This window comes from Streptomyces afghaniensis (assembly GCF_044327915.1).
Lineage (GTDB): Bacteria > Actinomycetota > Actinomycetes > Streptomycetales > Streptomycetaceae > Streptomyces > Streptomyces afghaniensis.
In genome coordinates, this window is sequence record NZ_JBIRGJ010000001.1 from 1352827 (window position 1) to 1376558 (window position 23732).

At 70.0% G+C, this 23732-nt stretch carries 21 protein-coding genes; 7 read left to right on the top strand and 14 right to left on the bottom strand.

Translation table 11 applies throughout. The annotated features are described in order from the left end of the window. Positions 1-133: 133 nt before the first annotated feature. Together ACH4G3_RS05730 and ACH4G3_RS05735 are read left to right on the top strand one after the other, a co-directional pair. Positions 134-1117 (top strand): aldo/keto reductase, encoded by a 984-nt coding sequence (locus tag ACH4G3_RS05730; protein ID WP_397623239.1) that lies wholly within the window; start codon positions 134-136, stop codon positions 1115-1117. 56 nt (positions 1118-1173) lie between these two features. Then, positions 1174-1998: a DUF427 domain-containing protein gene (locus ACH4G3_RS05735; RefSeq protein ID WP_397623240.1), complete on the top strand. Its 825-nt coding sequence runs from the start codon at positions 1174-1176 to the stop codon at positions 1996-1998. Here the strand turns inward: ACH4G3_RS05735 and ACH4G3_RS05740 are convergent. After that, positions 1964-2704: a TetR/AcrR family transcriptional regulator gene (locus ACH4G3_RS05740; protein ID WP_397623241.1), complete on the bottom strand. Its 741-nt coding sequence runs from the start codon at positions 2702-2704 to the stop codon at positions 1964-1966. The two genes, ACH4G3_RS05735 and ACH4G3_RS05740, sit on opposite strands and share 35 nt — an antisense overlap. Before the next feature lie 205 nt (positions 2705-2909). Between ACH4G3_RS05740 and ACH4G3_RS05745 the strand changes: the two genes are divergently transcribed. From ACH4G3_RS05745 to ACH4G3_RS05760, 4 genes are all read left to right on the top strand, one after another. Beyond that, positions 2910-3758 carry a polysaccharide deacetylase family protein gene (locus ACH4G3_RS05745; RefSeq protein WP_397623242.1) on the top strand — a complete coding sequence of 283 codons (849 nt, stop codon included), beginning with the start codon at positions 2910-2912 and terminating at the stop codon, positions 3756-3758. After that, positions 3755-4852, top strand: coding sequence for a GNAT family N-acetyltransferase (locus ACH4G3_RS05750; protein ID WP_397623243.1), 1098 nt, complete (start codon positions 3755-3757; stop codon positions 4850-4852). Before ACH4G3_RS05745 ends, ACH4G3_RS05750 begins: the two co-directional genes overlap by 4 nt. Positions 4853-4921: 69 nt before the next feature. Next, on the top strand, positions 4922-6742 hold the full coding sequence (locus tag ACH4G3_RS05755; protein WP_397623244.1) for a glycosyltransferase: 1821 nt from the start codon (positions 4922-4924) through the stop codon (positions 6740-6742). A 98-nt stretch (positions 6743-6840) separates the two neighbouring features. Continuing rightward, positions 6841-7122: a hypothetical protein gene (locus ACH4G3_RS05760; RefSeq protein ID WP_397623245.1), complete on the top strand. Its 282-nt coding sequence runs from the start codon at positions 6841-6843 to the stop codon at positions 7120-7122. On the opposite strand, the gene ACH4G3_RS05765 is transcribed toward ACH4G3_RS05760, so the two are convergent. The 6 genes from ACH4G3_RS05765 to ACH4G3_RS05790 are packed head-to-tail and all read right to left on the bottom strand — an operon-like array spanning position 7123 to position 13235. After that, positions 7123-7977, bottom strand: coding sequence for a glycoside hydrolase family 16 protein (locus ACH4G3_RS05765; RefSeq protein WP_397623246.1), 855 nt, complete (start codon positions 7975-7977; stop codon positions 7123-7125). Next, positions 7974-8768 (bottom strand): polysaccharide deacetylase family protein, encoded by a 795-nt coding sequence (locus ACH4G3_RS05770; RefSeq protein ID WP_397623247.1) that lies wholly within the window; start codon positions 8766-8768, stop codon positions 7974-7976. Before ACH4G3_RS05770 ends, ACH4G3_RS05765 begins: the two co-directional genes overlap by 4 nt. Then, complete coding sequence (locus ACH4G3_RS05775; RefSeq protein WP_397623392.1) at positions 8746-9789, bottom strand: glycosyltransferase family 2 protein; 1044 nt, start codon at positions 9787-9789, stop codon at positions 8746-8748. Before ACH4G3_RS05775 ends, ACH4G3_RS05770 begins: the two co-directional genes overlap by 23 nt. Positions 9790-9821: 32 nt before the next feature. Then, positions 9822-11207, bottom strand: coding sequence for a lipopolysaccharide biosynthesis protein (locus ACH4G3_RS05780; protein ID WP_397623248.1), 1386 nt, complete (start codon positions 11205-11207; stop codon positions 9822-9824). Continuing rightward, positions 11191-12444, bottom strand: a complete 1254-nt coding sequence (locus ACH4G3_RS05785) for a glycosyltransferase family 2 protein (RefSeq protein ID WP_397623249.1) — start codon at positions 12442-12444, stop codon at positions 11191-11193. Before ACH4G3_RS05785 ends, ACH4G3_RS05780 begins: the two co-directional genes overlap by 17 nt. Then, a complete protein-coding gene (locus ACH4G3_RS05790; RefSeq protein WP_397623250.1) occupies positions 12441-13235 on the bottom strand; it encodes a glycosyltransferase family 2 protein in 795 nt (264 codons plus the stop codon). Before ACH4G3_RS05790 ends, ACH4G3_RS05785 begins: the two co-directional genes overlap by 4 nt. A gap of 188 nt (positions 13236-13423) precedes the next feature. Here ACH4G3_RS05790 and ACH4G3_RS05795 point away from each other — a divergent pair, with 188 nt between their 5' ends. Then, entirely contained in the window at positions 13424-15289 is a 1866-nt protein-coding gene (locus tag ACH4G3_RS05795; RefSeq protein WP_397623251.1) for a glycoside hydrolase family 15 protein, read from the top strand. Here ACH4G3_RS05795 and galE read toward each other — a convergent pair. The 7 genes from galE to iolC form a co-directional block, all read right to left on the bottom strand. Next, positions 15237-16337, bottom strand: coding sequence for a UDP-glucose 4-epimerase GalE (gene galE, locus ACH4G3_RS05800; RefSeq protein WP_397623252.1), 1101 nt, complete (start codon positions 16335-16337; stop codon positions 15237-15239). The two genes, ACH4G3_RS05795 and galE, sit on opposite strands and share 53 nt — an antisense overlap. Before the next feature lie 89 nt (positions 16338-16426). Then, the gene (locus ACH4G3_RS05805) at positions 16427-17212 is read right to left on the bottom strand and encodes a GntR family transcriptional regulator (protein ID WP_397623253.1); all 786 of its coding nucleotides are present in this window, start codon (positions 17210-17212) and stop codon (positions 16427-16429) included. Between the two features lie 21 nt (positions 17213-17233). After that, positions 17234-18730, bottom strand: a complete 1497-nt coding sequence (locus ACH4G3_RS05810) for a CoA-acylating methylmalonate-semialdehyde dehydrogenase (RefSeq protein ID WP_397623254.1) — start codon at positions 18728-18730, stop codon at positions 17234-17236. A 66-nt stretch (positions 18731-18796) separates the two neighbouring features. Then, positions 18797-20671, bottom strand: coding sequence for a 3D-(3,5/4)-trihydroxycyclohexane-1,2-dione acylhydrolase (decyclizing) (iolD, locus tag ACH4G3_RS05815; protein WP_397623255.1), 1875 nt, complete (start codon positions 20669-20671; stop codon positions 18797-18799). Further along, positions 20668-21561: a 5-deoxy-glucuronate isomerase gene (iolB, locus tag ACH4G3_RS05820; RefSeq protein WP_397623256.1), complete on the bottom strand. Its 894-nt coding sequence runs from the start codon at positions 21559-21561 to the stop codon at positions 20668-20670. Before iolB ends, iolD begins: the two co-directional genes overlap by 4 nt. Positions 21562-21619: 58 nt before the next feature. After that, positions 21620-22498, bottom strand: a complete 879-nt coding sequence (locus ACH4G3_RS05825) for a Cgl0159 family (beta/alpha)8-fold protein (RefSeq protein ID WP_397623257.1) — start codon at positions 22496-22498, stop codon at positions 21620-21622. A gap of 12 nt (positions 22499-22510) precedes the next feature. Further along, positions 22511-23488 (bottom strand): 5-dehydro-2-deoxygluconokinase, encoded by a 978-nt coding sequence (iolC, locus tag ACH4G3_RS05830; RefSeq protein ID WP_397623258.1) that lies wholly within the window; start codon positions 23486-23488, stop codon positions 22511-22513. Positions 23489-23732: the final 244 nt, after the last annotated feature.

Genomic DNA, 23732 nt, shown 5'->3' on the forward strand with positions numbered 1-23732 from the left:
CCGATGCCTGCGGGACCCTTTTCGTTGTGTGGCCTTCTTGCCCCGCCGCAGGCCTTGACCTCAAGTGCGCTCCAAGCTGAAGACTCCCCTTCGTGCCCCGAGATCCGGGGCGGCAAGGGAGGGAGCAACAGCCATGCGCTACCGCACGATCGGCACGGACCCGCGCACCCGCCGCGAGGTGAGCGTGCTCGCGCTCGGTGCGATGCTGTTCGGCTCGGTGACGGACGAGAAGACGTCCTTCGCCGTCCTCGACCGCTACGTCGAAGCCGGCGGGAACTTCATCGACACGTCCGACAACTACGCCTTCTGGGCCGACGGCGGCCAGGGCGGCCAGAGCGAGGAACTCCTCGGCCGCTGGCGGCGCAGCCGCGGCATCGGCGACGAGATCGTCATCGCGACCAAGCTCGGCGCCCGCCCCCTGGCCCCCGGCACCAGCTACGTCGACAACGCCGAGGGCCTGTCGGCGAAGGTGATCCGGGAGTCCGCGGAGCGGAGCCGCGAGCGGCTCGGCGTGGCGAAGCTGGACCTGCTGTACGCCCACATCGAGGACCACACCGTCCCCCTCCGGGAGACCGTCGAGGGCTTCGCCGAACTGGTCGCCGAAGGCACCGCAGGACTCCTCGGCGTCAGCAACCACGCGACCTGGCGGGTCGAGCGGGCCCGCGCCCTCGCCGCCGCGGCCGGACTGCCCGGCTACGAAGTGCTCCAATACGCGCACAGCCACCTGCGCCCCCGTACGGACGTACCCGAGGCCCTCTTCCCGGACGGCAGCCTCGGCCACGCAGGCCCCGACCTGCTCGGCTACCTGAGGGCCGAGCCCGGCCTGACCCTCGTCGCCTACTCGCCCCTGCTGAAGGGCGCCTACACAAACCCGGACCGGCTGCCCGCCGACTTCGACCACCCCGGCACCCCGGCCAGGCTGGCGGTGCTGCGGGACGTGGCCCGCGAGACCGGGGCGACCGTCAACCAGGTGGTGCTGGCCTGGCAGATCGGCGGCGAACTGCCGATCGTCCCGCTGGCCGGCGTCTCCTCGGTGGCCCAGCTGGAGGAGAACCTCGCCGCGGTGGACCTGGAACTGACCGCCGAGCAGCGGACCAGGCTCGACGCGGCGCATTGAGTTCGTGGGACCGTGGAGGGAACCGGACATCCGGACCTCCGGAAGGAGCACCGGCCATGACCACCCACCCGGCCCACCCCGCCGCCCGGTCGATCAGGACCACCCCCGAAGGACTCATGTGGGAGCCCAGCGAGCGCTGGGTGCGCGGCCGCAAGGGCGACATCACCGTCGTCGACAGCCGGCACCCGGTCCTCGTCTGGGAACCGCACCTGCCCGTGCCGCAGTACGCCTTCCCGCACGACGACGTCCGCACCGACCTCCTCCGGCCGGCGCAGAACCCGCCCGCCGGAAAGCACACCGGCTCCCGGGTCTTCTACGACCTCGACGCCGACGGCGAGGTGCGCGCGAACGCGGCCTGGACGTTCCCCGCCGACGATCTGGCCGGCCACATCGCCTTCGAGTGGTTCCTGCGCACCGACACGGGACTGGACCACTGGTACGAGGAAGAGGAAGAGATCTTCATCCACCCCCGTGACCCGCACAAACGCGTCGACGCGCTGCCGAGCAGCCGCCATGTCCGGGTCGAGATCGACGGGCAGCCGGTCGCGGACACCCATGCGCCCGTGCTGCTCTTCGAGACCGCCCTGCCGACCCGGTACTACTTCCCCCGCGAGGACGTCAGCCTGGACCTGTTCGACGCCACGGACCACAGCACCGGATGCCCTTACAAGGGCACCGCCGAGTACTGGTCCTGGCGCGGCGGGGGCGATGTGCCGCCCAACATCCTCTGGAGCTACCCCGACCCGCTGCCCGCCGTGGCGGCGGTCCAGGGGCGCGTCGCCTTCTTCAACGAGGCCGTGGACATCACCCTGGACGGCGAGCGCCTGGAACGCCCGGACACGCCGTTCAGCCGGATGCTGCGGAAGGGGAGCCGCTCGTGAAGCCGTCGAGCAGGGCGTCGAGCCCGGCCGCGAGCCCCTCGGGGCCGCCCCGCTCCGCTAGCGCCGTCGCCGTCTCCCGCAGCGTCGGCAGCTCCTTGGCGGACAGGCGGTGCAGGCCGAGCCGGAAAGCGGGATCGGTCTCGTCCGGGTTGTCCACCACGGGGCGCAGCTCCACGGACACATAGCCGAGCAGCCAGGCCGTGAAGGCCCGGAACACCGCGGAGGAGGTGGCCTCGTCGAACCCGCTCTGCCGCAGCAGCGCGAGCACCCGCTCGTGATCCCGCAGCACCGCGGCGGGCCGCCGGGCCAGCGGGACCGCCAGCAGTCGCGTGGCGAGCAGCGGCACCGCCTGCGGGTGTGCGAGACACACGTCGTAGGTCGCCCGCGCGACGCGGTGGAGTCCGGCCCGCCACGTGGACCCGGCCACGGGCACGGGCTCGTCCTCCGCGTCCAGGCGCGCCTCAAGTTCGAGATACAGGGCCTCGACCAGGCCGTCCAGGAGGGCGTCCTTGCTCTCCGCGTACCGGTACAGCGCCATGGCCTCGACACCGAGTTCGGCCCCCAGCCGCCGCATGCTCAGTGCCGACAACCCCTCCTGGTCGACCAGTTCCAGCGCCGAGGCCAGCACCAGTTCGCGACTCAGCCGCCCGTAGCGCCCCCGGTCACTGGCACGGCGCGCCGGGCCGTTCCTGGAGCCGTTCGCCATTCCGTGTCTCCTCGCAGTGCGATCGCGCGGATCCCATGGGTGACAGTATATGTATACGTTGTAAAACACTCGTTGGGTGATGATTTCCTCGCTGCGTCTTGCCTTGACGGCACAGACCTCTCGTAGCAGCCTGGAAGTAGTAGGTATACGCCGTAAATATACGCGATAGAGCCCCGGGACTCTGTGGCGTGACTGGGGAGAACCCATGACTCCCGTGCCCGTCTTTCTGTACCACGCGGTCGCGGACGATCCACCGGCCTGGATAGCGCCGTTCACCGTGGGACCGGCGGTGTTCGCCGAACAGCTCGACCGGCTCGAGGCCGGGGGACGCACTGTGATCCCTCTGGCGCGGCTCGTCGAAGCTCAGCAGGGCGGCGGGGCACTGCCACCTCGTCCCGCGGTTCTCACTTTCGATGACGGCTTCGCCGACTTCTGCCGTGCGGTGGCCCCTGAACTCACCGAACGAGGTCTTCAGGCGACCCTGTACATCACGACGGGAGCGGTGCTCACGTCCGGCACGGGGAGCGGGGAAAGTCTGCTTCCGCCGGCCGACATGCTGACCTGGGGGCAGATCAGAACACTGGATGACTCCGGAGTGGAAATCGGGGGCCATTCCCGCACGCATCCGCAGCTCGACACGCTTCCGCGGCGCAGGCTGAGCAACGAGATCGACGGCTGCAGACGCATGCTGGAGGACGAGCTCGGCCACGAGGTCCGTACGTACGCCTATCCGCACGGATACTCGGACAGCCGAGTCCGGCGCACCGTACGCCGGACCGGCTGGAGCTCCGCCTGCGCGGTCGGCAATGCGTTCAGTTCGCCGGAAGACGACCCGTTCCGGATCTCCCGGCTGACGGTCCGGGCCGACACACCGATCGGCGTCTTCCAGGACTGGGTCGGCGGCCGGGGCGCCCGGATCGCACCCTTCCATGAGCGTCCCCGGACCACGGCATGGCGCCTCTATCGCCGTGCGCGGTCCCGGCTGGGCAGCCCGGTCGGGGGCCCGCCGTCCGCGCCTGGGCGGAGGCATCAGGAACCAGGAGGGCCGTCATGAGGTTCAAGGTGGTGTCCCCGGCTGATCTGCGCCCCGGTGAAGTGGCTGCCTGGCGCGCCATCCAGGCAGACTCTCCGGAGTACGCCAACCCGTTCCTGGGGCCCGATTTCACTCAAGCCGTCTCCGCCGTGCGACCGCGGGTCTGCGTCGCGGTCGCGATGGAGGCCGGGGACCCCGTGGCGTTCTTCCCCTTCGAACGTGGGCCTCTGGGGATTGGTCATGCGGTGGGAATGGGCGTCTGCGACTGTCAGGCCGTGGTGCAGCGTCCTGGGGCCGTGAGCGAAGCGGAGCCGCTCCTGCAGGCCTGCGGACTCACAGTGTGGGAATTCGACAACCTGGTGGGTGACACACCGCCCTTCTCTCCCTTCGCGCGCAGGCTCCACGCCTCGGCAGTGATGGACGTGAGCGACGGCTATGAACACTACAAAGCACGGGTGTCGGAGAATTCGCGACGTTTTCTGGGGGACATGCGGAGGTTCAATCGAAAGCTCGCACGGGATTTCGGTGATATCCGCTTCGTCTTCGACGAGAGGGATCCGAAGCAGTTGCGCACTCTGATGCGGTGGAAATCCGCGCAATACCGGAGGACAGGTCGTCGGGACCGCTTCGCCCAACCCTGGATCACCGAGTTGCTGAGGCGACTGCACACAGCCGGCGCCGGATCACCGGTCGGCCTGCTGTCTGTGCTGTATGCCGGCGATCAACCCGTGGCCACCCATTTCGGACTGTGGTCCGAACGGGTTTTCGCGACCTGGTTCCCTGCCTATGACACCCGCTTCGCCAGATATTCGCCGGGGATGATGCTCTACCTGCGGATGGCGGAGGCGGCCGCTGAGGCAGGCGTGGCGTACCTGGACCTCGCGCGTGGCGCGGGGCAATACAAGGAAACGCTGAAGACGCGGGATCTGACCGTTGCGGAGGGGTGGGCCGCACTGCCGTCCGCCGGCGCCGTGACCCACTGGCTGCGTCGGGTGCCCGTCGGGCTCGCCTACGACGCCGTGCTCAAGAGGCCGTACCTCCGACAGGCGGCCCGGCAGACGCTGAACGGCCTCGGGGCCGTACGGACGCGCTGGACCGAGTCTCCGGCGCACTGATCGCAGGGCATCGCCTGTAAAGCGCCAAATGCGGTGAGTATGCGGCATGCCGTGATAGATAGACCGCATATGGAACCCCAGGACGACCAGCGGCTGCTGCCCTCCGACAGAGGGAAGGCGTTTTCCTCCCCGACCGTGCTGGACGTGTCGCACCCGATCCGTCTCGTCCGTCTGTTCGCTCGTGCCGCCCTTCCTGTCGCACTGATCGTGTGGCTGCTTTCCCTTCGCGATGTGAATGTGCTCGGCATGGGCGTATTCGGCCTGGTCGAGGTCCTGCCTGTCGCCTTCTGGGCGGCAGCGGCCTTGCTGACGTTCGGTTTCTGCGCGGCACTCCTTGACCGGCGTACTCGGGACCGGCTTTACATGGGGTATGTCCTGGCGCTGATCGCGATGCTGCACGCCACGGCCCCGATCGTTTACGGCCACCTGAGTGACAACTGGGCATGGAAGCATGTGTCCATGATCGACGTGCTGCTGCGCGTCGGAGAATTGCCGATCGTCCACGATCGAGGGCTGGACCTGTATAACCAGTGGCCCGGTTTCTTCACGCTGAACGCTGCGGTCATCGAGGCGACAGGAATCGATTCCGCGCTCTCTTATGCCGCGTGGGGACCCGCTGTGGCCGATGCCCTGTTGCTCGGGCCCCTCATCATTATCTACCGTTCGTTTTCCCGCAGCAGAAGATTGTCCTGGGCTGCCGCGTGGGTGTTCTACACGTGTTTGTGGGTGACTCAGGACTACTTCGCCCCGCAGACGCTGACCTTCCTGCTGTATGTGACGGTCCTGGCCGTCGTCGTACGACTCCTTCCCCGGGCTCGGGGAACGCCGGGTGCGGCTCGTGGGAAAGCCGCTCGATATCCGCCGATCGGCTGGACGCTGCTGGTGTTGTCCGTCGTTGCGGCGATCACGTGCTCGCATCCCCTGACGCCGGTGATGCTGATCATCACCCTGGCCGCACTCGTCGTGCCGAGGCGGAACCGGCGAACGGTGCTGCCGATCCTGCTGGGCACCGTCGTTCTGAACCTGGCATGGGACCTCACGGTGGCCCGGCCCTTCTTCTCGGCGAACGCGAGGGAGATGGTCCAAGGGCTCACACAGCCGGAATCGAATGCCAGTGCTGGTCTGCTGGACCTCGCCAGCGCGACCGACGCCCACGTACTGGTCGCCTGGACCGACCGCGCGCTGTCGGCCGGCGTGTGGTTGCTCGCGGCTCTCGCCCTGCTGTTCCGGCCGTCCTTGCGGCGCACGCCGCTCCCGCTGCTCGCCGGCGCTCCGCTGGTCCTGCTCGCACTCAACAGCTACGACGGGGAGATGCTCTTCCGCGCTTACATGTTCTCCCTGCCCGCCATGGCTTTCGGTGCCACCGCACTGCTGGTGGCGCCACGGCCCCGCAACTGGGCGCGCAAGTTGGTGCTGCCGCTGGTGCTGCCCGCACTGTTCGCGGGCTTCACGATCTGTTACTTCTGCAATCCCGACGGGGCGACTGCCCTCTATTTCACGCGCTCGGAGGTGGCGGCGAGCCGCTGGTTGTTCGACCACGCGCCCCGGGGGGCCGTTGTGACTGCCGTCACAGAAGACGTTCCTGCCGGTTACACCGATTACGACCGGCATCCGAGCGTGTGGATCGAACTCCAGGAAGAGCCCGTCAAGAAGCGGTTCGCGGCCGACCCGGCGGGCACGCTCGGCTCACTTGTCGCCGGCCGGAAAGGCCCCGTGTATCTGATGCTCAACAGGGCGCAAGAGGGCAGAATCCGTGCGACGGGGTTGATCTCCACGAGTCTGAAGAAGATCGACAACGTTCTCGCCGGTCATCCCGACTTCCGTGTCGTGTTTCAGAACAAGGATGCCAAGGTCTACCTCTTCACGCCGATGAAAAGCCGGGCCGACTGATGAGATTCGGTGTGTATTCTTGGATTTTCGTTCTGGCCGCGTGGTGCGCACCGGCCGCAACGCTGCTGCCTGCCGGGAACGCCTTGCGTATCGCTGTCGTGATCGTGGATCTGCTTGTTTTCCCGGGCCTTCCGCTGGTCCTTCGATTGTCGCCCGGACGATACGCACTCGAAGGCTTCTCACTCAGGACGGTGCAGCGCGTCGCCGTGCCGGCGGGTGCTGTGAGTCTGTCCAGCGCGATTCTGGTGACGCTGGCGCTGATGCTGGCCGGAGCCCTCACGGCTGAACGGGCTCTCGTGAGCCTGGCCGTGGTGTCGACGTTGGCGATTCTGGCTCCGGCCGGACGCTGGACCGGTCGGGCCGGCGCAGAGGCCAGGTGATCAGCGCTGCCAGGCGCGAACGTAATCCACCCGCATGTCTGCTGGAAGCCTTGTCGGCCCGCCGACTTTGCCCTGGACCGAGTAATTCAGCATGAACCACTGCGGGGCGCCGGTAACCCCTTCTGTGACGGTGCCGACAAGCTGTCCGTCGTAGTAGTACTCCACCCGCCCGGGCTGCCAGTTCGCCCCGAAGGTGTGCCAGCCCGTGTAATCGCCGTCGGCGCACCCGCCCCGCTCGCCCCTCTCGCCCGCCGCCGAGCGGAAATGGAAGCAGGCACGCCCCAGGAGTCCCTCCATCACATCGTTCTCCCCGTCCTCCGGCCAGCCCGCGCCCACCTGCCAGAACGCCGGCCAGTTCGCGATCACTCCGGGAGCGGCGGCCGGCAGGTGGATGCGCGCCTCCACGGCTCCGTACGTCTGCTGGAAGTGATCCTTCGTATTGACCATTCCGGAGGCGTAGTCCATGGTCTTCCCCCCGCAGGTCACGCGCTTTCTGACGGCCTCAATGTTCAGGACTCCGTCGGACACCGTGACGAGACCGGCGTCGTAGCATTGCAGCTCATCCGTGTTGACAGGCTCCGTGATGTGCGAATCGCCGGTGCCGTAGGGGCTCCCGGCCGTCCACTTGTTCTTGTCGAGCTCGGTCCCGTCGAACTCGTCACTGAAAACCGGGTGCCAGTCGCCCGAAATGCCTTTCGGGCTCGGTGACGCCGCCCCCTCTGAACCCGCGCAGTCGGCGGTGGCGAAGGCCGCGGTGACACCGACCAGGAACGCTGCGAGGCCCCGGTGTGGCCTCATGCGGCTCTCGGAGAGGGAGTGGGGCATGGCGGCATCGTTCTCCAGCGGGTTGTTCAAGGAACCGAGGCGGCGGAGGGGAGGAGATCCTGCTTCACCATCCGTACCAGCCGGCGAGATCTGCGGAGCAGCGCATATCCTTTCGTGAGCACATGGTCCCTGGCGAAATTCCAGGCGACTTCCCGTCCGTCCACAAGCCGCTCGAATTCCCGGAGACCTGTGCTGCGCCGCACTGTGACTCTTTCCAGAGCGTAAGGCCCTTGCGCCGGCCGGGCCAGTGCGTTGCCCACGGCGAGTGACTGCGCGAATCCTGCCTGGTGGACCGTCCGGCGGACCCGACGGCTGGAATAGCCGTACGGGTAGGCGAACGAGACCGGCGCCCGGCCGAGCTGTTCGCCGATGATCTCCCGGCAGCACAGCACCTCGAACCAGAGCTGCTCGTCGGTGAGCTGATCCAGTTGCGGATGGGTATGGCTATGGCCGCCGATCTCCATGCCGGACTCCGCGAGTTCTCGTACCTGTCGCCAGTCGAGCATGGTGTCCGGGGCGCCACCCGTCTCGTACGGGCCCAGCAGCCACCCGGTCGAGACGAAGAGCGTTGCCGGGAAGCCGTGCTCGGCCAGGACGGGGAGGGCGTGGCGGTGTACGCCCTCGTAGCCGTCGTCGAACGTGATCAGCACGGGGTGAAGGGGCAGCGGTGAGCCACCCCGCCAGGCCGCTGCCAGCCGAGCCGTGGTCACGGGGGTGAAGCCGCGGTCGGCGAGCAACCGCATCTGGTCGGTGAATGCCCTTGGTGAGACGGACAGGGCATGGGTCGTCGGCCTGGGATCACGAGTCACCGCGTGGTACATCAGGATGGGGACGGGCTGAGTCACCGGGACCTCCCTCGGCGAGGGCGGGTAGTTCCGCTTCCATGGACACCGGGCCGTGGCGCAGGGCGGCCACCGTGCCGACCAGATATCCGCTCGCCGCCGCGACCAGGCCGGCCACGATGGCGCACGCCCTGCCCACGCCGCCCAGGTGCCCGAACAGCGCATCGCGCAGGCCGGCCGCGGCACCCGCGGGCAGTACCCGGGTGGTGTAGCGGCGTTCGGACTCCAGGCCCTTGTCCGTACCGACGCTGCGGGCCACCCGTGCCTTGGACAGGCCCTCGGCGTAGGCGCGGGCCCGGAAATAGGCGAAGCGCTCCCGGGGCGCGGGGACCTTGTGGTGGATCACCGCCCGGTCGTCGATCAGGAGCACCGCGTCGGGATCCGCGCGGGTCAGCCGGATGCACAGCTCTGTCTCCTCGCATCCCAGCGGGTGTCTGTCGCCGTCCCTGCCGATCCCGGTGGCGAAGCCGCCTGCGACATCGAAGGCCGTGCGGCGGAAGGAGGCGTTGCCCCCGAACACGTTGCGCACCCGGACCGTGCCTTGCGGACACCCCTTGTAGGTGCAGCCCACCACCCAGTCGAACTCGGCCGGGAACCAGGACGGACGCCGTCCGGAGGCCCACGCCGGTACGGTGCGCCCGCCGACCGCCATCACCCGCGGGTCCGTGTACCGCGCGGCGAAGTGCCGCAGCCAGTCCCGCTCCGCTACCGCGTCGTCGTCGAGGAACGCGACGACCGACCCCCGGGCGGCGGCGATGCCGGTGTTGCGACCGGCGGAGAGGCCCGGGGGACCGGCATTCGCCATCACCCGCACCGCTGACCCGGCCTGCTGGTACTGCTTGTCCAACCGGTCGAGCAGCATCGCGTTGTGGTCGACCACCAGCAGTGTCTCCAGCGCCGGGTGCGACTGCCGCCGCACCGATGACACCGCCGCCAGGATGTCCTCCCACCGTTCCTCGGTGTACACGCAGATCACCACGGAGATGTCCGTACGGCTCAGGACGCCTCTCGCGGTGTGGTCGGGTGTGGTGTTCATGGGGTGGGCTCCGAGCCCCTGGGCAGCCAGTGTGACCGCCAGATCAGCAGGTACAGCGCCAGCAGACACTGGGCCATGAGCCAGGCGACGCCTGCACCGCTCAGACCGAGCAAGGGGAGAAGCATCGCGGCGAGGCCGACGACGAGGACGCACAGGGCGAGTTGGAGCCCCACCACCATGCGCATCTTCCTGCGTGCGCGCGCCACATCCACGGCCAGGCTGACCACGAGATTCGGCAGCGCGGAGAGCGCCACGAGCCGCAGCAGGGTCGCACCGTGTTCGGCGTAGTCCGGACCGAAGAACGACAGCAACTGCGGGGCCAACACGATCGTCCCGCCCGCTGCCAGGGCCAGCAGCAGAGCCGAATGGCGAAGCATCCTGCCCGTGTGCGTGGACAGTTGACCGGGGCTGCGTACGGCCTCCACGATCAGTGAACTGCCCATGTTCGTCGTCACGAGGTAGAGCATGAACCCGACGACCCACGCCAGCGAGAAGTAGGCGCTCTGCTCCGCGCCCAGGCTGTTCAGCACCAGCAGTGGAGCGAAGGTGTACGCGGCCATGCGGAACAGCGAGCCTGCGTAATCCGCGGCCGCGTATCCGACCATGCGGGTCGGGCGCACGGCCTCCGGGGCCGTCCGCTCGTGCTGGGGCACCGCACGCCGGAGCAGGTAGAGGTTGATCAGGAGGAAGGAGGCGACGAAGGCCCCGCCCCAGGAGATCAGGATGCCCGTGAACAGGGACAGGGCCGCGCCGATGGCCAGCAGCACGTTCCGTACCACGGCGAAGATCAGGTTCTCCGCCATGACCCACCTCGGGCGCCGCACTCCGGTCAGGGCGCCGTCCTGCAGGATGAACATGGCGTAGCCGACCGTGGCCGCCACGAAGCAGATTCCGTTCGCCGGAGTCAGCAGGAAGTCGAGGTCGGGCGTGATGTGGGGCACCAGCAGCAGGAAGACGACGGCGGCCGCCACACTGCAGGCGGTGCCTGCCGCGTAGCAGGTGAGTATCAGTCCGCGGGTGTGCCGCCCCGCGGACGGCACGAACCGGACAAGGAAATCGGACAGGTTCAGCTGACCGATGCTGGCGAGCAGCGTGACGGCGGAGAGAGCCGAGTAACTGAGGCCCACCACCCTGTCGTCGTACCAGCGTGAGGCGCATATCCAGAAGACAGCCCCCAGCGCGGCGTTGGCGAGGGAGCTGACGGCCAGGAGATGTCCGTTGCGCAGCAGTGGATCGCGTGGCAGGACGGCGGTGATCCCGGCTCGCATCGTCGCGGCCCAGGGGCGCCCCGCAGCACGCGTGGGGGGACCGGTCGCCGCTCCGGGCGTACTGGTTGCTTCCGTAGCGCTGCCGGCGATACCCGGGTCAGGTCTGGTTCGCACGGCCGCTCCTGAGGCAGTGGCTGCGACTGCGGAGGTAACCCACTGGTCCGTACAGCAGGCCCTGAAGCTCCAGCAGGGCGAGCCGCCGGGACCATTCGGTGTCCTGGCCGCTGGTCCGCACGTGTGCCCTGGCAGTCGCGTACCGGATGCCGCCGGGCAGCCTGCGCAGCAGGGCGGGCAGCATGCCGGGGTGGTGGGCGAGCGCTCCGGTCAGGTAGGCCCCGAAGCCTGCGCCGTATCCGAACGCCTGTGCCGACAGGGCGTCTGCTGTGCGCCGGTGGCGATGCCAGACGATCGCGTCGGGCTGGTACACGAGGGTGTGGCCGCTGACGACCACCTGGAAGAAGGCGAGCAGGTCTTCCCCGCCGCGCGCGGGCGTGCCCGGGCCGGTGGCCGGGTCGAAGCCGCCGAGGGCTCTCAGCAGATCCGTGCGGAAGGCCATGTTGGCCCCGGAGCCGAAGTGTCCGGCGGTGAAGGGAAAGAGCGGATCTTCAGGGGGATCGTGCAGGGACCAGGCGCGGGGACTGTACCCCTTGCCGAACGCACCGTGCCGTTCCAGCGCGGCCTGAGCTTCGGTCTGGAGTTCGGCCGGGACGATGAGCCCTGTCACGCAGCCGATCTGCCGGTCCCCCGAGAACGCTTCGGCGAGTGCGGACAGCCACCGGGCGTCGACGAGGGTGTCGTCGTCCGAGTACGCCACGAGGGTGCCGTGAGAAGCTGCCAGTCCCCGATTCCGTGCTCTGGCGCCGCCTGCGACGGGTTCCCTCACATAGCGGACCTGGTGGCTGTATGCCTCGTGGACCAGTTGCTCGGCCGCCGCGTTCGCGGGGGCGTTGTCCACCACCGTGATCTCGAAACGTGACCTCGGGTAGTCCATTCTCAGCAAGGAGTCCAGGCACTGACGCAGCAGCTCGCAGCGGTTGTGGGTGGGGACCACCACGCTGATGTCGGGCGTGCCGCCGGTCCGTCCCGCTGCGGGCGGGGCCACGTGCACATCGAGTTCCCGCCGGGTCGATTCGGCCAGCGACTGCCACAGTTCCGCGGGGCCGGCGCCGTTGCTCACGACCATTCCCAGAGGATGGCCCCGCCGGCGCACGAGGGCCAGGACACGGCCCTGCGGATGGATGCGCGCGCGACTTCCCGGAGGGCTGAACCTGCCCGGTTCGGCCAGGTCGATGTCGACGATCCTGATCGGGGCGTCACGGGGGGCGAGCAGGCGCCGGCCGGCCGCGGTCATGGGCCGTTCCGTCCGGTCGGCGTCGACCGTGACCCGGGCCGCTCCGAGAGCAGCGTGCGCAGCACCCGCCGGCCGTCGGATATCGCGTGCAGGTTGGAACGCCCGCTGCGCCGGGGCAGTTCGAGGCTCGGGACCTCGGCGATGCGCAGCCCCGAACGCAGGGCGTGCGCGATCATCTCGGTCTCGATCTCGAATCCGGAGGAGTGCAGGTCGAGGTCGTCCAGGAAGTCCCGGCGGAAGGCGCAGAACCCGTAGCACAGGTCCGTCAGCTGGGCGTCGTACAGGTGGTTCACGGCGGTCAGCAGCACGCGGTTGCCGAACCGGCGGAAGCGCGTGATGTCGAGCGATCCGCCGCCCGCGATGAACCGCGAGCCCTTGACGAAGTCGAAGCCGTTGTCGAGGAAGTGCAGGTAGTGCGGGATCTCCCCGGGCAGCATGCTGCCGTCCGCGTCCATCATCACGATGTAATCGCCGGTCGCGGAGAGGAAGCCGGTGCGCAGGGCGTTCCCCTTGCCGGGGCCGCGCTGTGCGACGGGGCGGACGGTCGGCAGGCACCGGGTCGCCATGTGCACCGTGGCGTCCGCGGAGTCTCCGTCGACCAGGATGACCTCGTCGACGCAGTCCGGGATCTGCTCGAAGACCCAGGGGATGTTGCGAGCCTCGTTCCGGGCGGGCACGACCAGGGTGACGGTGGCCCGGGGCGGGGGGCGGTCCCCGGCCCGGCGCAAGGGGTGCGCGGGGTGGTCCGGGAAGAAGACGGGCTGCCCGGTCAGGTGAGGCGTGTGGTTCATGGTGCCGTCGCCTCCGAGCGAAAGATCCTCGGTCGAACGCCATACATTTACGGCGTATACATACATCTTGCCCCTTTTGTCACCGAGGTCAAGAGAGGGGCGTTTCTCGTGGTCAGGAGTCCTGGGCGCGGCACCGTGTCCGGCGTAGGGTGGAAAGCGGCGAAGCGCACGACGGCGTAATCCGGATCATGAACGCACCCATTGAGGATTACGCCCTCATCAGCGATCTGGAGACGGCCGCCATGGTCGGCCGGGACGGGTCGGTCGACTGGCTCTGCCTGCCCCGCTTCGACTCCCCGGCCTGCCTGGCGGCCCTGCTGGGCACCGAGGAGAACGGACGCTGGCGCGTCGCCCCGCTGTCCGGCGGGTCCTGCACGCGCCGCTCCTACCGGACCGACACGCTGGTCCTGGACTCCGTGTGGGAGACCCCGACAGGCACGGTGCGGGTCACGGATCTGATGCGTCCGCGTACCGGAGTGCCGTCCATCGTCCGCCTCGTCGAGGGACTGTCCGGCACGATCGACATGCGCAGCGAACTGCGGCTCCGGTTCCACCAGGGCCGCGTCGTGCCGTGGGTACGGGAGGTCGGCCACTGCACCGTCGCGGTCGCCGGGCCGGACGCCGTCTGGCTCGGCGGCGACGGCCACGTGCGGGGCATGGCTGACCCGGACGCCACGGTCTGGGACTTCACCGTCACCGCGGGGCGCCGCCTGGCCCTGACCCTGGCATGGACCCCGTCCTGCCGGCCCGCGCCGCCCGCGCCCCTGTCCGTCCCGGCGGAGACCGCCCTGAAGGAGACCGTCGACTTCTGGCGACGCTGGGCAGCGCAATGCCGCTACCAGGGGCCGTGGCGCGAGGCCGTGCTGCGTTCCCTCATCACCCTCAAAGCGCTCACCTACGCACCCACGGGCGGCATCGTCGCCGCCCCCACCACCTCGCTGCCCGGACGCCTCGGGGGCGAGCGCAACTGGGATTACCGGTTCTGCTGGCTGCGGGACTCCACCAGCGCCCTGTCCTGCCTGCTGCGCAGCGGATACCGGGACGAGGCCACCGCCTGGCTGGGCTGGCTGGTGCGTGCCCTCGCCGGCGACCCCGCCGACCTCCAGTCCGTCTACGGCGTCAAGGGCCAGCGGCTGCTGCCCGAGACCGAGGCGCCCTGGCTGTCCGGCTACGAGGGCTCCCGGCCCGTGCGGTTCGGCACCTCGGCGGTGGACACCTTCCAACTGGACGTGTACGGCGAGGTCATGGACACGCTGTGGCTGTCGCTGCGCGCCGGCATTCCCATGCCGGCCCATGTGTGGGACCTGGTCGAGGCGCTCATGGGATTCCTGCTCCGGCACTGGCGCGAACCGGACCAGGGGCTGTGGCAGACGGGCGGCCCGCGGCGGCAGTTCACGCACTCCAAGGTCATGACGTGGGTGGCCGCGGACCGAGCCGTGCGCATGGGCGAACTGCTCGGGCGCAACGGTTCGGCCGGCGAGTGGCGGGCCATGCGCGAGGAGGTGCACCGGCAGGTCTGCAGGGAGGGCTGGGACACCGCCCAGCGGTCCTTCGTGCAGTCCTACGGCGAGCCCCGCCTGGACGCCTCGGCCCTGCTCATACCCCGGGTCGGTTTCCTGCCCGCCGGCGACGAGCGGGTACGCGGCACCGTGCGGGCCCTGGGCCGGCTCGGGCACGGGGGGTTCGTACGCCGATACGCGCAGGGCGGCGCCGGACCCGGGGAGGCGGACGGGATCGAAGACGCCGAGGGCGCTTTCGTCTCCTGCTCCCTCTGGTACGCCGACGCCCTCGCTGCGACGGGGCGTCGCCGGGAGGCCCGCGAGGCCTTCGAACGGGTGCTCGCCATCCGTAACGACGTCGGTCTGCTGGCCGAGCAGTGGGACCCGGACACGGGCCGTCAACTGGGCAACGCGCCCAAGGCGTTCAGCCACATCGCGCTGGTGGAGACGGCGTTCGGCCTGTCACGGCCACCGCCGCCGTCGCCGACCCGGGGGACCGCGCCTAGTCCGTCGTCTCCGGGCGCCGTGCGGAGTCCACGTAGCCGTCCGGGTTGAGCCGCTGGAAGCGCCAGGCGTCCCGGCACACGTCGGACAGGTCCCTCGTGGGGTGCCAGCCCCAGGCCCGCGTCACCGCCGTGGTGTCGGCGACCAGCTCGGCGACGTCCCCGGGGCGGCGGGGCGCGATGTCGTACGGCAGGGGTCTGCCGCACGCCCTGGAGAACGCGTCGACGACGTCGAGGACCGAACTCCCCGAGCCCCCTCCCAGGTTGTACACGTGCATGCCCGGTGCGCCGCCCAGGTGGTCGAGTGCCACGCGGTGCGCCTCGACGGCGTCCATGACGTGCAGGTAGTCCCGGACCCCGGTCCCGTCGCGGGTCGGGTAGTCGTCGCCGAACACGGAGAGCCGCTCGCGCCGGCCGACGGCCACCTGCGCGAGGTGCGGCAGCAGGTTCTCGGGCGTGTTGCGCGGGTCCTCGCCGAGCAGGCCGCTGGGATGCGCCCCGGCCGGTACGGGATAGCGCAGGCACAGCACGGTGTAGTCGGGATCGCGGCGGCAGATGTCCGCGAGGATCTGTTCGCAGATCCACTTCGAGGCCGCGTACGGCGTGCCGGGCCGGGCGGGCGTGGTCTCGTCGAGCGGGCCGCGCCCGGCGTCGCCGTAGACCCAGCAGGAGGACGGGTACACCAGCCGGCGCACGCCGTGCTCCTGCATGGTCCGCAGCAGGGCGGTGGTGCCGCCGACGTTGGTGTCGTAGTACGCGACGGGCATCCGTGTCGACGCACCCCCCGCCTTGTGCGCGGCGAAGTGCACGACGGCGTCCACGGAGTGTCGGTCGAAGACGGCCGAGAGGGCGCGCCGATCACGGATGTCCAGTTCGTAGACGGCGCCGACGAAGCGGCCGGCGATCCGTTCCACCCGGGCGAAGACCTGCGGAGTGCTGTTGGAGTAGTTGTCGACCACGATCACCTCGTAGCCGTGGTCGAGCAGTTCCACACAGGTGTGGCTGCCGATGAAACCGGCGCCGCCCGTGACGAGCACGGTCGAGGGTGCCCAGATGGATCCGGGCCCTCGAGCGGTCGGCGACTGGTTCCTGCGGGCCATGCCAGTGACTCCCGCGTCGGGTCGGGCGGGTCGGCAACCGTATGTTTACGGTGTATATGTACGACTTTGCACCCGGATTCGGGGTCCGGTCAAGGCCTGACCAGCAACTGGAAGTCGAACGTGTAGCGCGACGCCCGGTAGATGTGCGTCCCGTACTCGACCGGGCGCCCGGTGTCGTCGTACGCCGTGCGCTGCATGGTGAGCAGCGCCGCGCCCTCCTCCTCGTCCAGACGGGCGGCCTCCTCCGCGCCGGCCGCGCGGGCGCTGACGCGTTGCCGGGCGCTGTGCAGGGTGATGCCCGCCGAGCGCATCATCCGGTACAGGCCCGTCGACTCCAGGCGGGCGTCGTCCAGGTCCAGGAGAGACGTCGGCAGGTAGTTGCACAGCAGGGCGACCGGCTGGCCGTGGGTGCAGCGCAGCCGTTCCAGCACGATGACCTCGCTGCCCTCCGCGACGCAGAGGGCGGCGGCCACGTCGCAGGAGGCCGGGACGACCTCGTGGCGTACGACCTGCGTGGTGGGCCCCTGCCCGGCCTCCTCCAGGTCGTCGTAGAGGCTGCTCAGCTCCAGCGGGCGCTTGACCTGGCTGTGCACCACCTGTGTGCCCACCCCGCGCCGCCGGACCAGCAGCCCCTTGTCGACGAGGGACTGGATGGCCTGGCGGACGGTGGGACGGGACAGGCCGAGGCGCACCGAAAGGTCGACCTCGTTGCCCAGGAGGTTCCCCGGGGCGAGGATCCCGTGCTCGATCGCCGCCTCCAGCTGCTGCGCGAGCTGGTAGTACAGCGGCACGGGACTGCCCCGGTCCAGGGCGAAATCCAGCGAGCTGAGCGCAGGCGCGGGCGCGGTACGTGCCCGGTCACCGGTCTTCGCCATGGACGAACCCCCCTCCGTGGGTCAGGAGTTGCTCGGGAAGCCGAGGTTGATGCCGCCGGCGTCCGCCGGGTCCGGCCAGCGCGTGGTGATGACCTTGCCCTGGGTGTAGAAGGCGATGCCGTCGTTGCCGTAGACGTGCAGGTCGCCGAAGAGCGAGTCCTTCCAGCCGCCGAAGGAGTGGTAGCCGACCGGGACCGGGATCGGCACGTTGACGCCGACCATCCCCGCCTTGACCTCCAACTGGAAGCGGCGGGCGGCGCCGCCGTCCCGGGTGAAGATCGCGGTGCCGTTGCCCCAGCGGGAGTCGTTGATCAGCTTGATGGCCTCTTCGTACGTCTCCGCGCGGACCACGCACAGCACCGGGCCGAAGATCTCGTCCCGGTACGCGTCCGCCGTCAGCGGTACCCGGTCCAGGAGGGAGACGCCGAGGAAGAAGCCGTCCTCGTGGCCGTCGACCGAGAAGCCCGTGCCGTCGACGACGACCTCGGCGCCCTGCTCGGCCGCGCTCGCCACGTACGAGGCCACCTTGTCGCGGTGCTCGCGGGTGATCAGCGGGCCCATCTCGGACGCCGGGTCGTCGCCGGGCCCGATCTTCAGGTTCTTCGCCCGCTCGGCGATCTTGCCGACCAGCTCGTCACCGGTGTCGCCGACCGCGACGACGACCGACACGGCCATGCAGCGCTCGCCCGCCGATCCGTAGGCCGCGTTGATCGCCTGGTCGGCGGCGTGGTCCAGGTCGGCGTCGGGCAGGACCAGCATGTGGTTCTTGGCGCCGCCCAGGGCCTGCACCCGCTTGCCGTGCTCGACGGCCTTGAGCTGGATGTACTTGGCGATCGGGGTCGAGCCGACGAAGGAGACCGCCTCGATGTCCGGGTGCTCCAGGATGCGGTCGACGGCCACCTTGTCGCCCTGCACGACGTTCAGGACGCCGTCCGGCAGCCCGGCCTCGGCGGCCAGTTCGGCGAGCCTGAAGGAGGCCGACGGGTCCTTCTCGGACGGCTTCAGCACGAAGGTGTTGCCGCACGCGATGGCGAGGGGGAACATCCACATCGGCACCATCGCCGGGAAGTTGAACGGCGTGATGCCCGCGACCACGCCCAGCGGCTGGCGGATCGAGGCGACGTCGACCCGGGTGGAGACCTGCGTGGACAGCTCGCCCTTGAGCTGGACGCTGATCCCGCACGCGAGCTCTACGATCTCCATGCCGCGCGCGACCTCGCCGAGCGCGTCGGAGTGCACCTTGCCGTGCTCGGCGGTGATCAGCTCGGCGATCTCGTCGCGGTGGGCGTCCAGCAGCTCGCGGTACTTGAACAGGACCGCCGTGCGCTTGGCGAGCGAGGACTCCCCCCAGGACTCGAAAGCGGCCTTGGCGGAGGCGACGGCGGCGTCCACCTCGTCGGTGGTCGCGAACGCGACCTGCTTCTCCTGGGCGCCGGTGGCCGGGTTGTAGACGGGGCCGAAGCGGCCGGAGGTGCCTTCGACGGGCTTGCCGTCGATCCAGTGGGTGATGGTCTTCATGGTGCGCAGGGGCCTTTCGTGAGCCTGGGGTGCAAGCCTGGAGTGCAGCGGGTGTTCAAGCGGTGTTCAGAGGTGGCGACGGCGTCCGGCGACCTGCCGGTCGTAGCGCTCGCGCGCCTCGACGGCGGCCGCGCGGGAGGCGGTCTCGGCCACCGGCACGTCCCACCAGGCCTCGGCCGGGGGAGCGGTCGGGGCCGGGTCGGTCTCGACGTACACGCACGTCGGCCGGTCGGAGGCACGGGCCGTGACCAGCGCCTCGCGCAGCTCGCGCACCGTCTTGGCGCGCAGGACGTCCATGCCGAGGCTGGCCGCGTTGGCGGCCAGGTCGACGGGCAGCGGGGCGCCGGTGAAGGTGCCGTCGGCGGCCCGGAAGCGGTAGGCGGTGCCGAACCGCTCGCCGCCGGTCTCCTCCGACAGGCCGCCGATGGAGGCGTAGCCGTGGTTCTGGATCAGGACGATGTTGAGCGGCAGGCCCTCCTGGACGGCCGTGACGATCTCCGTCGGCATCATCAGATAGGTGCCGTCGCCGACCAGCGCCCACACCGGTGTGCCGGGGGCGGCCTGCTGGACGCCGATGCCGGCCGGGATCTCGTAGCCCATGCAGGAGTAGCCGTACTCCAGGTGGTACTGGCGCGGGCTGCGGGAGCGCCACAGTTTGTGCAGGTCGCCGGGGAGCGAACCGGCCGCGTTGATCACCACGTCCTCGTCGCCGACGGCCGCGTCCAGCGCGCCGAGCACCTGCGTCTGGGTCGGGACCGCGCTTTCGTCGTCGGCGCGGTAGGCGGCCTCGACCACCTCGTCCCAGCGCTCCTTGCCGGCGCGGTACTCGGCCTCGTACGCCTCGCTCACCCGGTGTCCGGCGAGCTCCTCCAGCAGTCTTTCGAGGCCGGACCTCGCGTCGCACACCAGCGTGCGCGCGGCCAGCTTGTGCGCGTCGAAGCCGGTGATGTTGAGGTTGACGAACCGCACGCCCGGGTTCCGGAAGAGCGTGCCGGAGGCCGTGGTGAAGTCCGTGTAGCGGGTGCCGACGCCGATGACGAGATCGGCGGTGCGGGCGAGGTCGTCGCTGACCGCCGTGCCGGTGTGGCCGATGCCGCCGAGGTCGGCGGGGTGGTCGTGGCGGAGTGATCCCTTGCCCGCCTGGGTGGAGGAGACGGGGATGCCGGTGGCGTCCACGAACGTCTTCAGCGCCGCCTCGGCCTCGCTGTGGTGGACGCCGCCGCCCGCGACGATCAGGGGCCGCTCGGCCGACCGGATCGCCTCCACGGCCGCCGTCAGCTCCACCGGGTCCGGCGCGGGACGCCGTACGTACCAGACGCGCTCGGCGAAGAACTCCTCCGGCCAGTCGTACGCCTCCGCCTGCACGTCCTGCGGCAGGGCGAGGGTGACGGCGCCGGTCTCGGCCGGGTCGGCCAGCACGCGCATCGCCTGGAGCGCCGACGGGATCAGCGCCTCGGGGCGGGTGATCCGGTCGAAGTACCTGGACACCGGGCGCAGGGTGTCGTTGACCGACACGTCCGCCTCGACCGGGTGCTCCAGCTGCTGGAGCAGCGGGTCGGCGGAGTGCGTGGCGAAGTAGTCGCCGGGCAGGAGCAGCACCGGCAGCCGGTTGATCGTCGCCAGGGCCGCACCGGTGACCAGGTTGGTGGCGCCCGGGCCGATCGAGGTCGTCACCGCCTGCGCGGACAGGCGGTTCAGCTGCCGGGCGTAGCCGACCGCCGCGTGCACCATCGACTGCTCGTTGCGGCCCTGGTGGAACGGCATGACGTCCTCACCCGCCTCCAGGAGCGCCTGGCCGACACCGGCCACGTTGCCGTGGCCGAAGATGCCCCAGGTCCCGGCGATCAGCCGGCGCCGCACGCCGTCCCGCTCGGTGTACTGGGCGGACAGGAACCGCACCAGCGCCTGGGCGGTCGTCAGTCGGCGGGTGGTGGCGCTCATGCGGAGGTCTCCGGGGCGGTGTAGAGAGGGAGTCGGGGATCGACCGGCTGGTCCGGCCAGGTGTCGCGGACCCAGGCGTGGTCGGGGTGGTCGCAGATCAGCCAGGCGCGCTCGGCCTCCGGGCCCGCCATGACGTTGAGGTAGTACATGTGGTGGCCGGGCGTGGCCATCGACGGCCCGTGCCAGCCGTCCGGGATCAGGACGACGTCGCCGTCGCGGACCTCGGCCAGCACGTCGGTGTCCCGGCCGGGGCCGGACGGGGAGACGCGCTGGTAGCCGAGGCCGGGGATGCCGTCGTGGCCGGCGAACTCGAAGTAGTAGATCTCCTCCAGCACGGACTCCTCGCCCGGCCGGTGCTCGTCGTGCTTGTGCGGCGGGAACGACGACCAGTTGCCGCCCGGGGTGATCACCTCGACCGCGATGAGCTTGTCGCACTCGAAGACCCCGGCCGCGCCGAAGTTGTTGACCTGCCGGGAGCAGTTGCCGGTGCCCCGCAGTTCCACGGGCACCTCGGAGGCCGGACCGTAGCGGGCGGGCAGCCGGCGGGTGCAGCGCGCGCCGGTCAGCGCGAACCGGCCGCCGGCCGCCGACGTCACGCTCGCCCGGGCGTCGCGCGGTACGTACGCGAAGTCGCTGACGCCGCTGAAGACGTCCCGGCGGCCCTGCAGCTCGAAGGTGTCCTGGCCGAAGTCGTCCGCCGCGGCGACCGTGCAGCCGCCGCTCAGCGGGACGACGATCCACTCGCTGTCGCCGGCCTCGAAGGAGTGCGTGCCGCCCGGCGGCAGCTCCAGGATCCGCAGGCTGGAGTGTCCCCAGCCGGCCTTCTCGGGCGTGACGTCGACGATGTAGGGGCCACCGAGGGCCTTGCCCGCGGGAAGGTGATACGTCATCGTGTGCCTTTCGGGTCACAGCGGAGCGACTCACAACAGACAGGTTCAGCAGACCTGTTCACAGCAGACCGACGGCCGTGTCCACTGCCTCTTCCACGCTGCCCCCGGCCGGGTAGAGCAGCGAGCGCCCGACGACCATGCCCTGCACGGTGGGCAGGCGCAGGGCCTTGCGCCAGCGTTCGTACGCGCCCTCCTGGTCGCCGCCGACCTCGCCGCCGAGGAGCACGACGGGGAGCGTGGAGGTCTCCAGGACCTCGGCCATGTCGTCCGGGTCATCGGTGACGGGCAGCTTCAGCCAGGTGTAGGCGGAGGTGCCGCCCAGCCCCGAGGAGATCGCGATGGACCGGGTGACGGCCTCGGCGGACAGGTCGTTGCGCACCTTGCCGTCGACCCGCCGGGAGATGAACGGTTCGACGAACAGGGGGAGCTGCCGGGCCGCCATGGCGTCGATCGCCCGCGCGGTGGACTCCAGGGTGGTGAGCGAGCCCGGGTCGTCGTAGTCGATGCGCACCAGGAGCTTGCCCGCGTCGAAGCGGAGCCGGGCGATGTCCTCGGCGCGGTGACCGGTGAAACGGTCGTCCATCTCGAAGGCGGCGCCGGCGAGGCCGCCGCGGTTCATCGAGCCCATGACGACCTTGTTCTCCAGCACCCCCAGCAGGAGCAGGTCCTCCAGGATGTCGGCGGTGGCGAGCACCCCGTCGACCCCGGGCCTCGACAGTGCGACGCAGAGCCGTTCCAGCAGATCGGCGCGGTTGGCCATGGCCAGGCGCCGGTCACCGACCCCGAGGGCGCCCCGCGCCGGGTGGTCGGCGGCCACGATCATCAGCCGGCCGCTGTCGCCGATCAGCGGGCGGCGCACCCGGCGGGCCGCCGCCTCGGCGACGGCCTCGGGATTGCGGGCCCGGACCGTGGTGAGGTCGGGGATGCCGATGTTCAATTCAGGCTCCGTTCAGTGACTCGTACTCGGCGACGACACCGTGGCGAGGAGGTCCTCGACCTCGGACTCGACGGGCATCGCGGAGGAGCAGGCGAGGCGTGAGGCGACGAGGGCGCCCGCGGCGTTGGCGTGCCGCATGGTCTTCTCCAGGTCCCAGCCGGCGAGGAGGCCGTGGCAGAGGGAACCGCCGAAGGCGTCGCCCGCGCCCAGGCCGTTGACGACCTCGACCGGAACCGGCGGCACCTCCGCGCGGGTGCCGTCGCGGTGCACGGCCAGGACGCCCTTGGGGCCCTGCTTGACGACGGCCAGTTCCACGCCCGCCTCCAGCAGCGCGTCGGCGCAGGCCTGCGGCTCGCGCACGCCGGTGGCGATCTCGCACTCGTCGAGGTTGCCGACCGCGACGGTGGCGTGGCGCAGCGCCTCGCGGTAGTACGGGCGGGCCTCCTCGGGGTCGGCCCAGAACATCGGCCGCCAGTCGAGGTCGAAGACGGTGATGCCCGCCTTGTCGCGGGCCTTGAGGGCGGCGAGCGTGGCGGAGCGGCTCGGCTCCTCGCTCAGGCCGGTCCCGGTGATCCAGAAGATCCGGGCCCCGCGGATCGCGAAGAAGTCCAGCTCGTCGGTGTGGATCTCCAGGTCGGGAGCCTTGGGGCGGCGGTAGAAGTACAGCGGGAAGTCGTCCGGCGGGAAGATCTCGCAGAACGTGACCGGCGTCGGGTGGGCGTCGACCGGGGTGACCCAGCGGTCGTCGACGCCGAAGGACGCCAGCTCCTCGTGCAGGTAGGTGCCGAAGGGGTCGTTGCCGGTCCGGGTGATCACGGCCGTACGGCGTCCGAGGCGCGCCGCGGCGACCGCCACATTGGCCGCCGAACCTCCAAGGAATTTCCCGAACGTCTCCACCTGGGGCAGCGGGACGCCGGTCTGGAGGGGATAGAGGTCGACCCCGATGCGGCCCATCGTGATCAAGTCGAAATACTGGGCTGGCCCGGCCATGCGCGACCTCCTCGGGAAGCTGGGGATGCGGGTCCGGGGCCGCCCTGACACCGTGGGGCGTGGATGACCTGGGACCTGCCGCCCTACAGGTGTAGGCGGCGGAGGACGGCCCTGTCAATAGTTTGTACTTACATTCGGACCTGCTTGTGAAATGATGTCTTAACAAAGTATTGACAGCGAGCGCGGCAAGGACTTGGATCCCGTGGCATCGCAACAGTCTGTTTGCGGCATCATGATCCGGACT

Excerpts from the sequence above, each read along its gene's own strand:
- ACH4G3_RS05730 (WP_397623239.1), top strand. The coding sequence starts at position 134 with ATGCGCTACCGCACGATCGGCACGGACCCGCGCACCCGCCGCGAGGTG.
- ACH4G3_RS05735 (WP_397623240.1), top strand. The coding sequence starts at position 1,174 with ATGACCACCCACCCGGCCCACCCCGCCGCCCGGTCGATCAGGACCACC.
- ACH4G3_RS05740 (WP_397623241.1), bottom strand. The coding sequence starts at position 2,704 with ATGGCGAACGGCTCCAGGAACGGCCCGGCGCGCCGTGCCAGTGACCGG.
- ACH4G3_RS05745 (WP_397623242.1), top strand. The coding sequence starts at position 2,910 with ATGACTCCCGTGCCCGTCTTTCTGTACCACGCGGTCGCGGACGATCCA.
- ACH4G3_RS05750 (WP_397623243.1), top strand. The coding sequence starts at position 3,755 with ATGAGGTTCAAGGTGGTGTCCCCGGCTGATCTGCGCCCCGGTGAAGTG.
- ACH4G3_RS05755 (WP_397623244.1), top strand. The coding sequence starts at position 4,922 with ATGGAACCCCAGGACGACCAGCGGCTGCTGCCCTCCGACAGAGGGAAG.
- ACH4G3_RS05770 (WP_397623247.1), bottom strand. The coding sequence starts at position 8,768 with ATGTACCACGCGGTGACTCGTGATCCCAGGCCGACGACCCATGCCCTG.
- ACH4G3_RS05785 (WP_397623249.1), bottom strand. The coding sequence starts at position 12,444 with ATGACCGCGGCCGGCCGGCGCCTGCTCGCCCCCCGTGACGCCCCGATC.
- ACH4G3_RS05790 (WP_397623250.1), bottom strand. The coding sequence starts at position 13,235 with ATGAACCACACGCCTCACCTGACCGGGCAGCCCGTCTTCTTCCCGGAC.
- ACH4G3_RS05795 (WP_397623251.1), top strand. The coding sequence starts at position 13,424 with ATGAACGCACCCATTGAGGATTACGCCCTCATCAGCGATCTGGAGACG.
- galE (WP_397623252.1), bottom strand. The coding sequence starts at position 16,337 with ATGGCCCGCAGGAACCAGTCGCCGACCGCTCGAGGGCCCGGATCCATC.
- ACH4G3_RS05805 (WP_397623253.1), bottom strand. The coding sequence starts at position 17,212 with ATGGCGAAGACCGGTGACCGGGCACGTACCGCGCCCGCGCCTGCGCTC.
- ACH4G3_RS05810 (WP_397623254.1), bottom strand. The coding sequence starts at position 18,730 with ATGAAGACCATCACCCACTGGATCGACGGCAAGCCCGTCGAAGGCACC.
- iolD (WP_397623255.1), bottom strand. The coding sequence starts at position 20,671 with ATGAGCGCCACCACCCGCCGACTGACGACCGCCCAGGCGCTGGTGCGG.
- iolB (WP_397623256.1), bottom strand. The coding sequence starts at position 21,561 with ATGACGTATCACCTTCCCGCGGGCAAGGCCCTCGGTGGCCCCTACATC.
- iolC (WP_397623258.1), bottom strand. The coding sequence starts at position 23,488 with ATGGCCGGGCCAGCCCAGTATTTCGACTTGATCACGATGGGCCGCATC.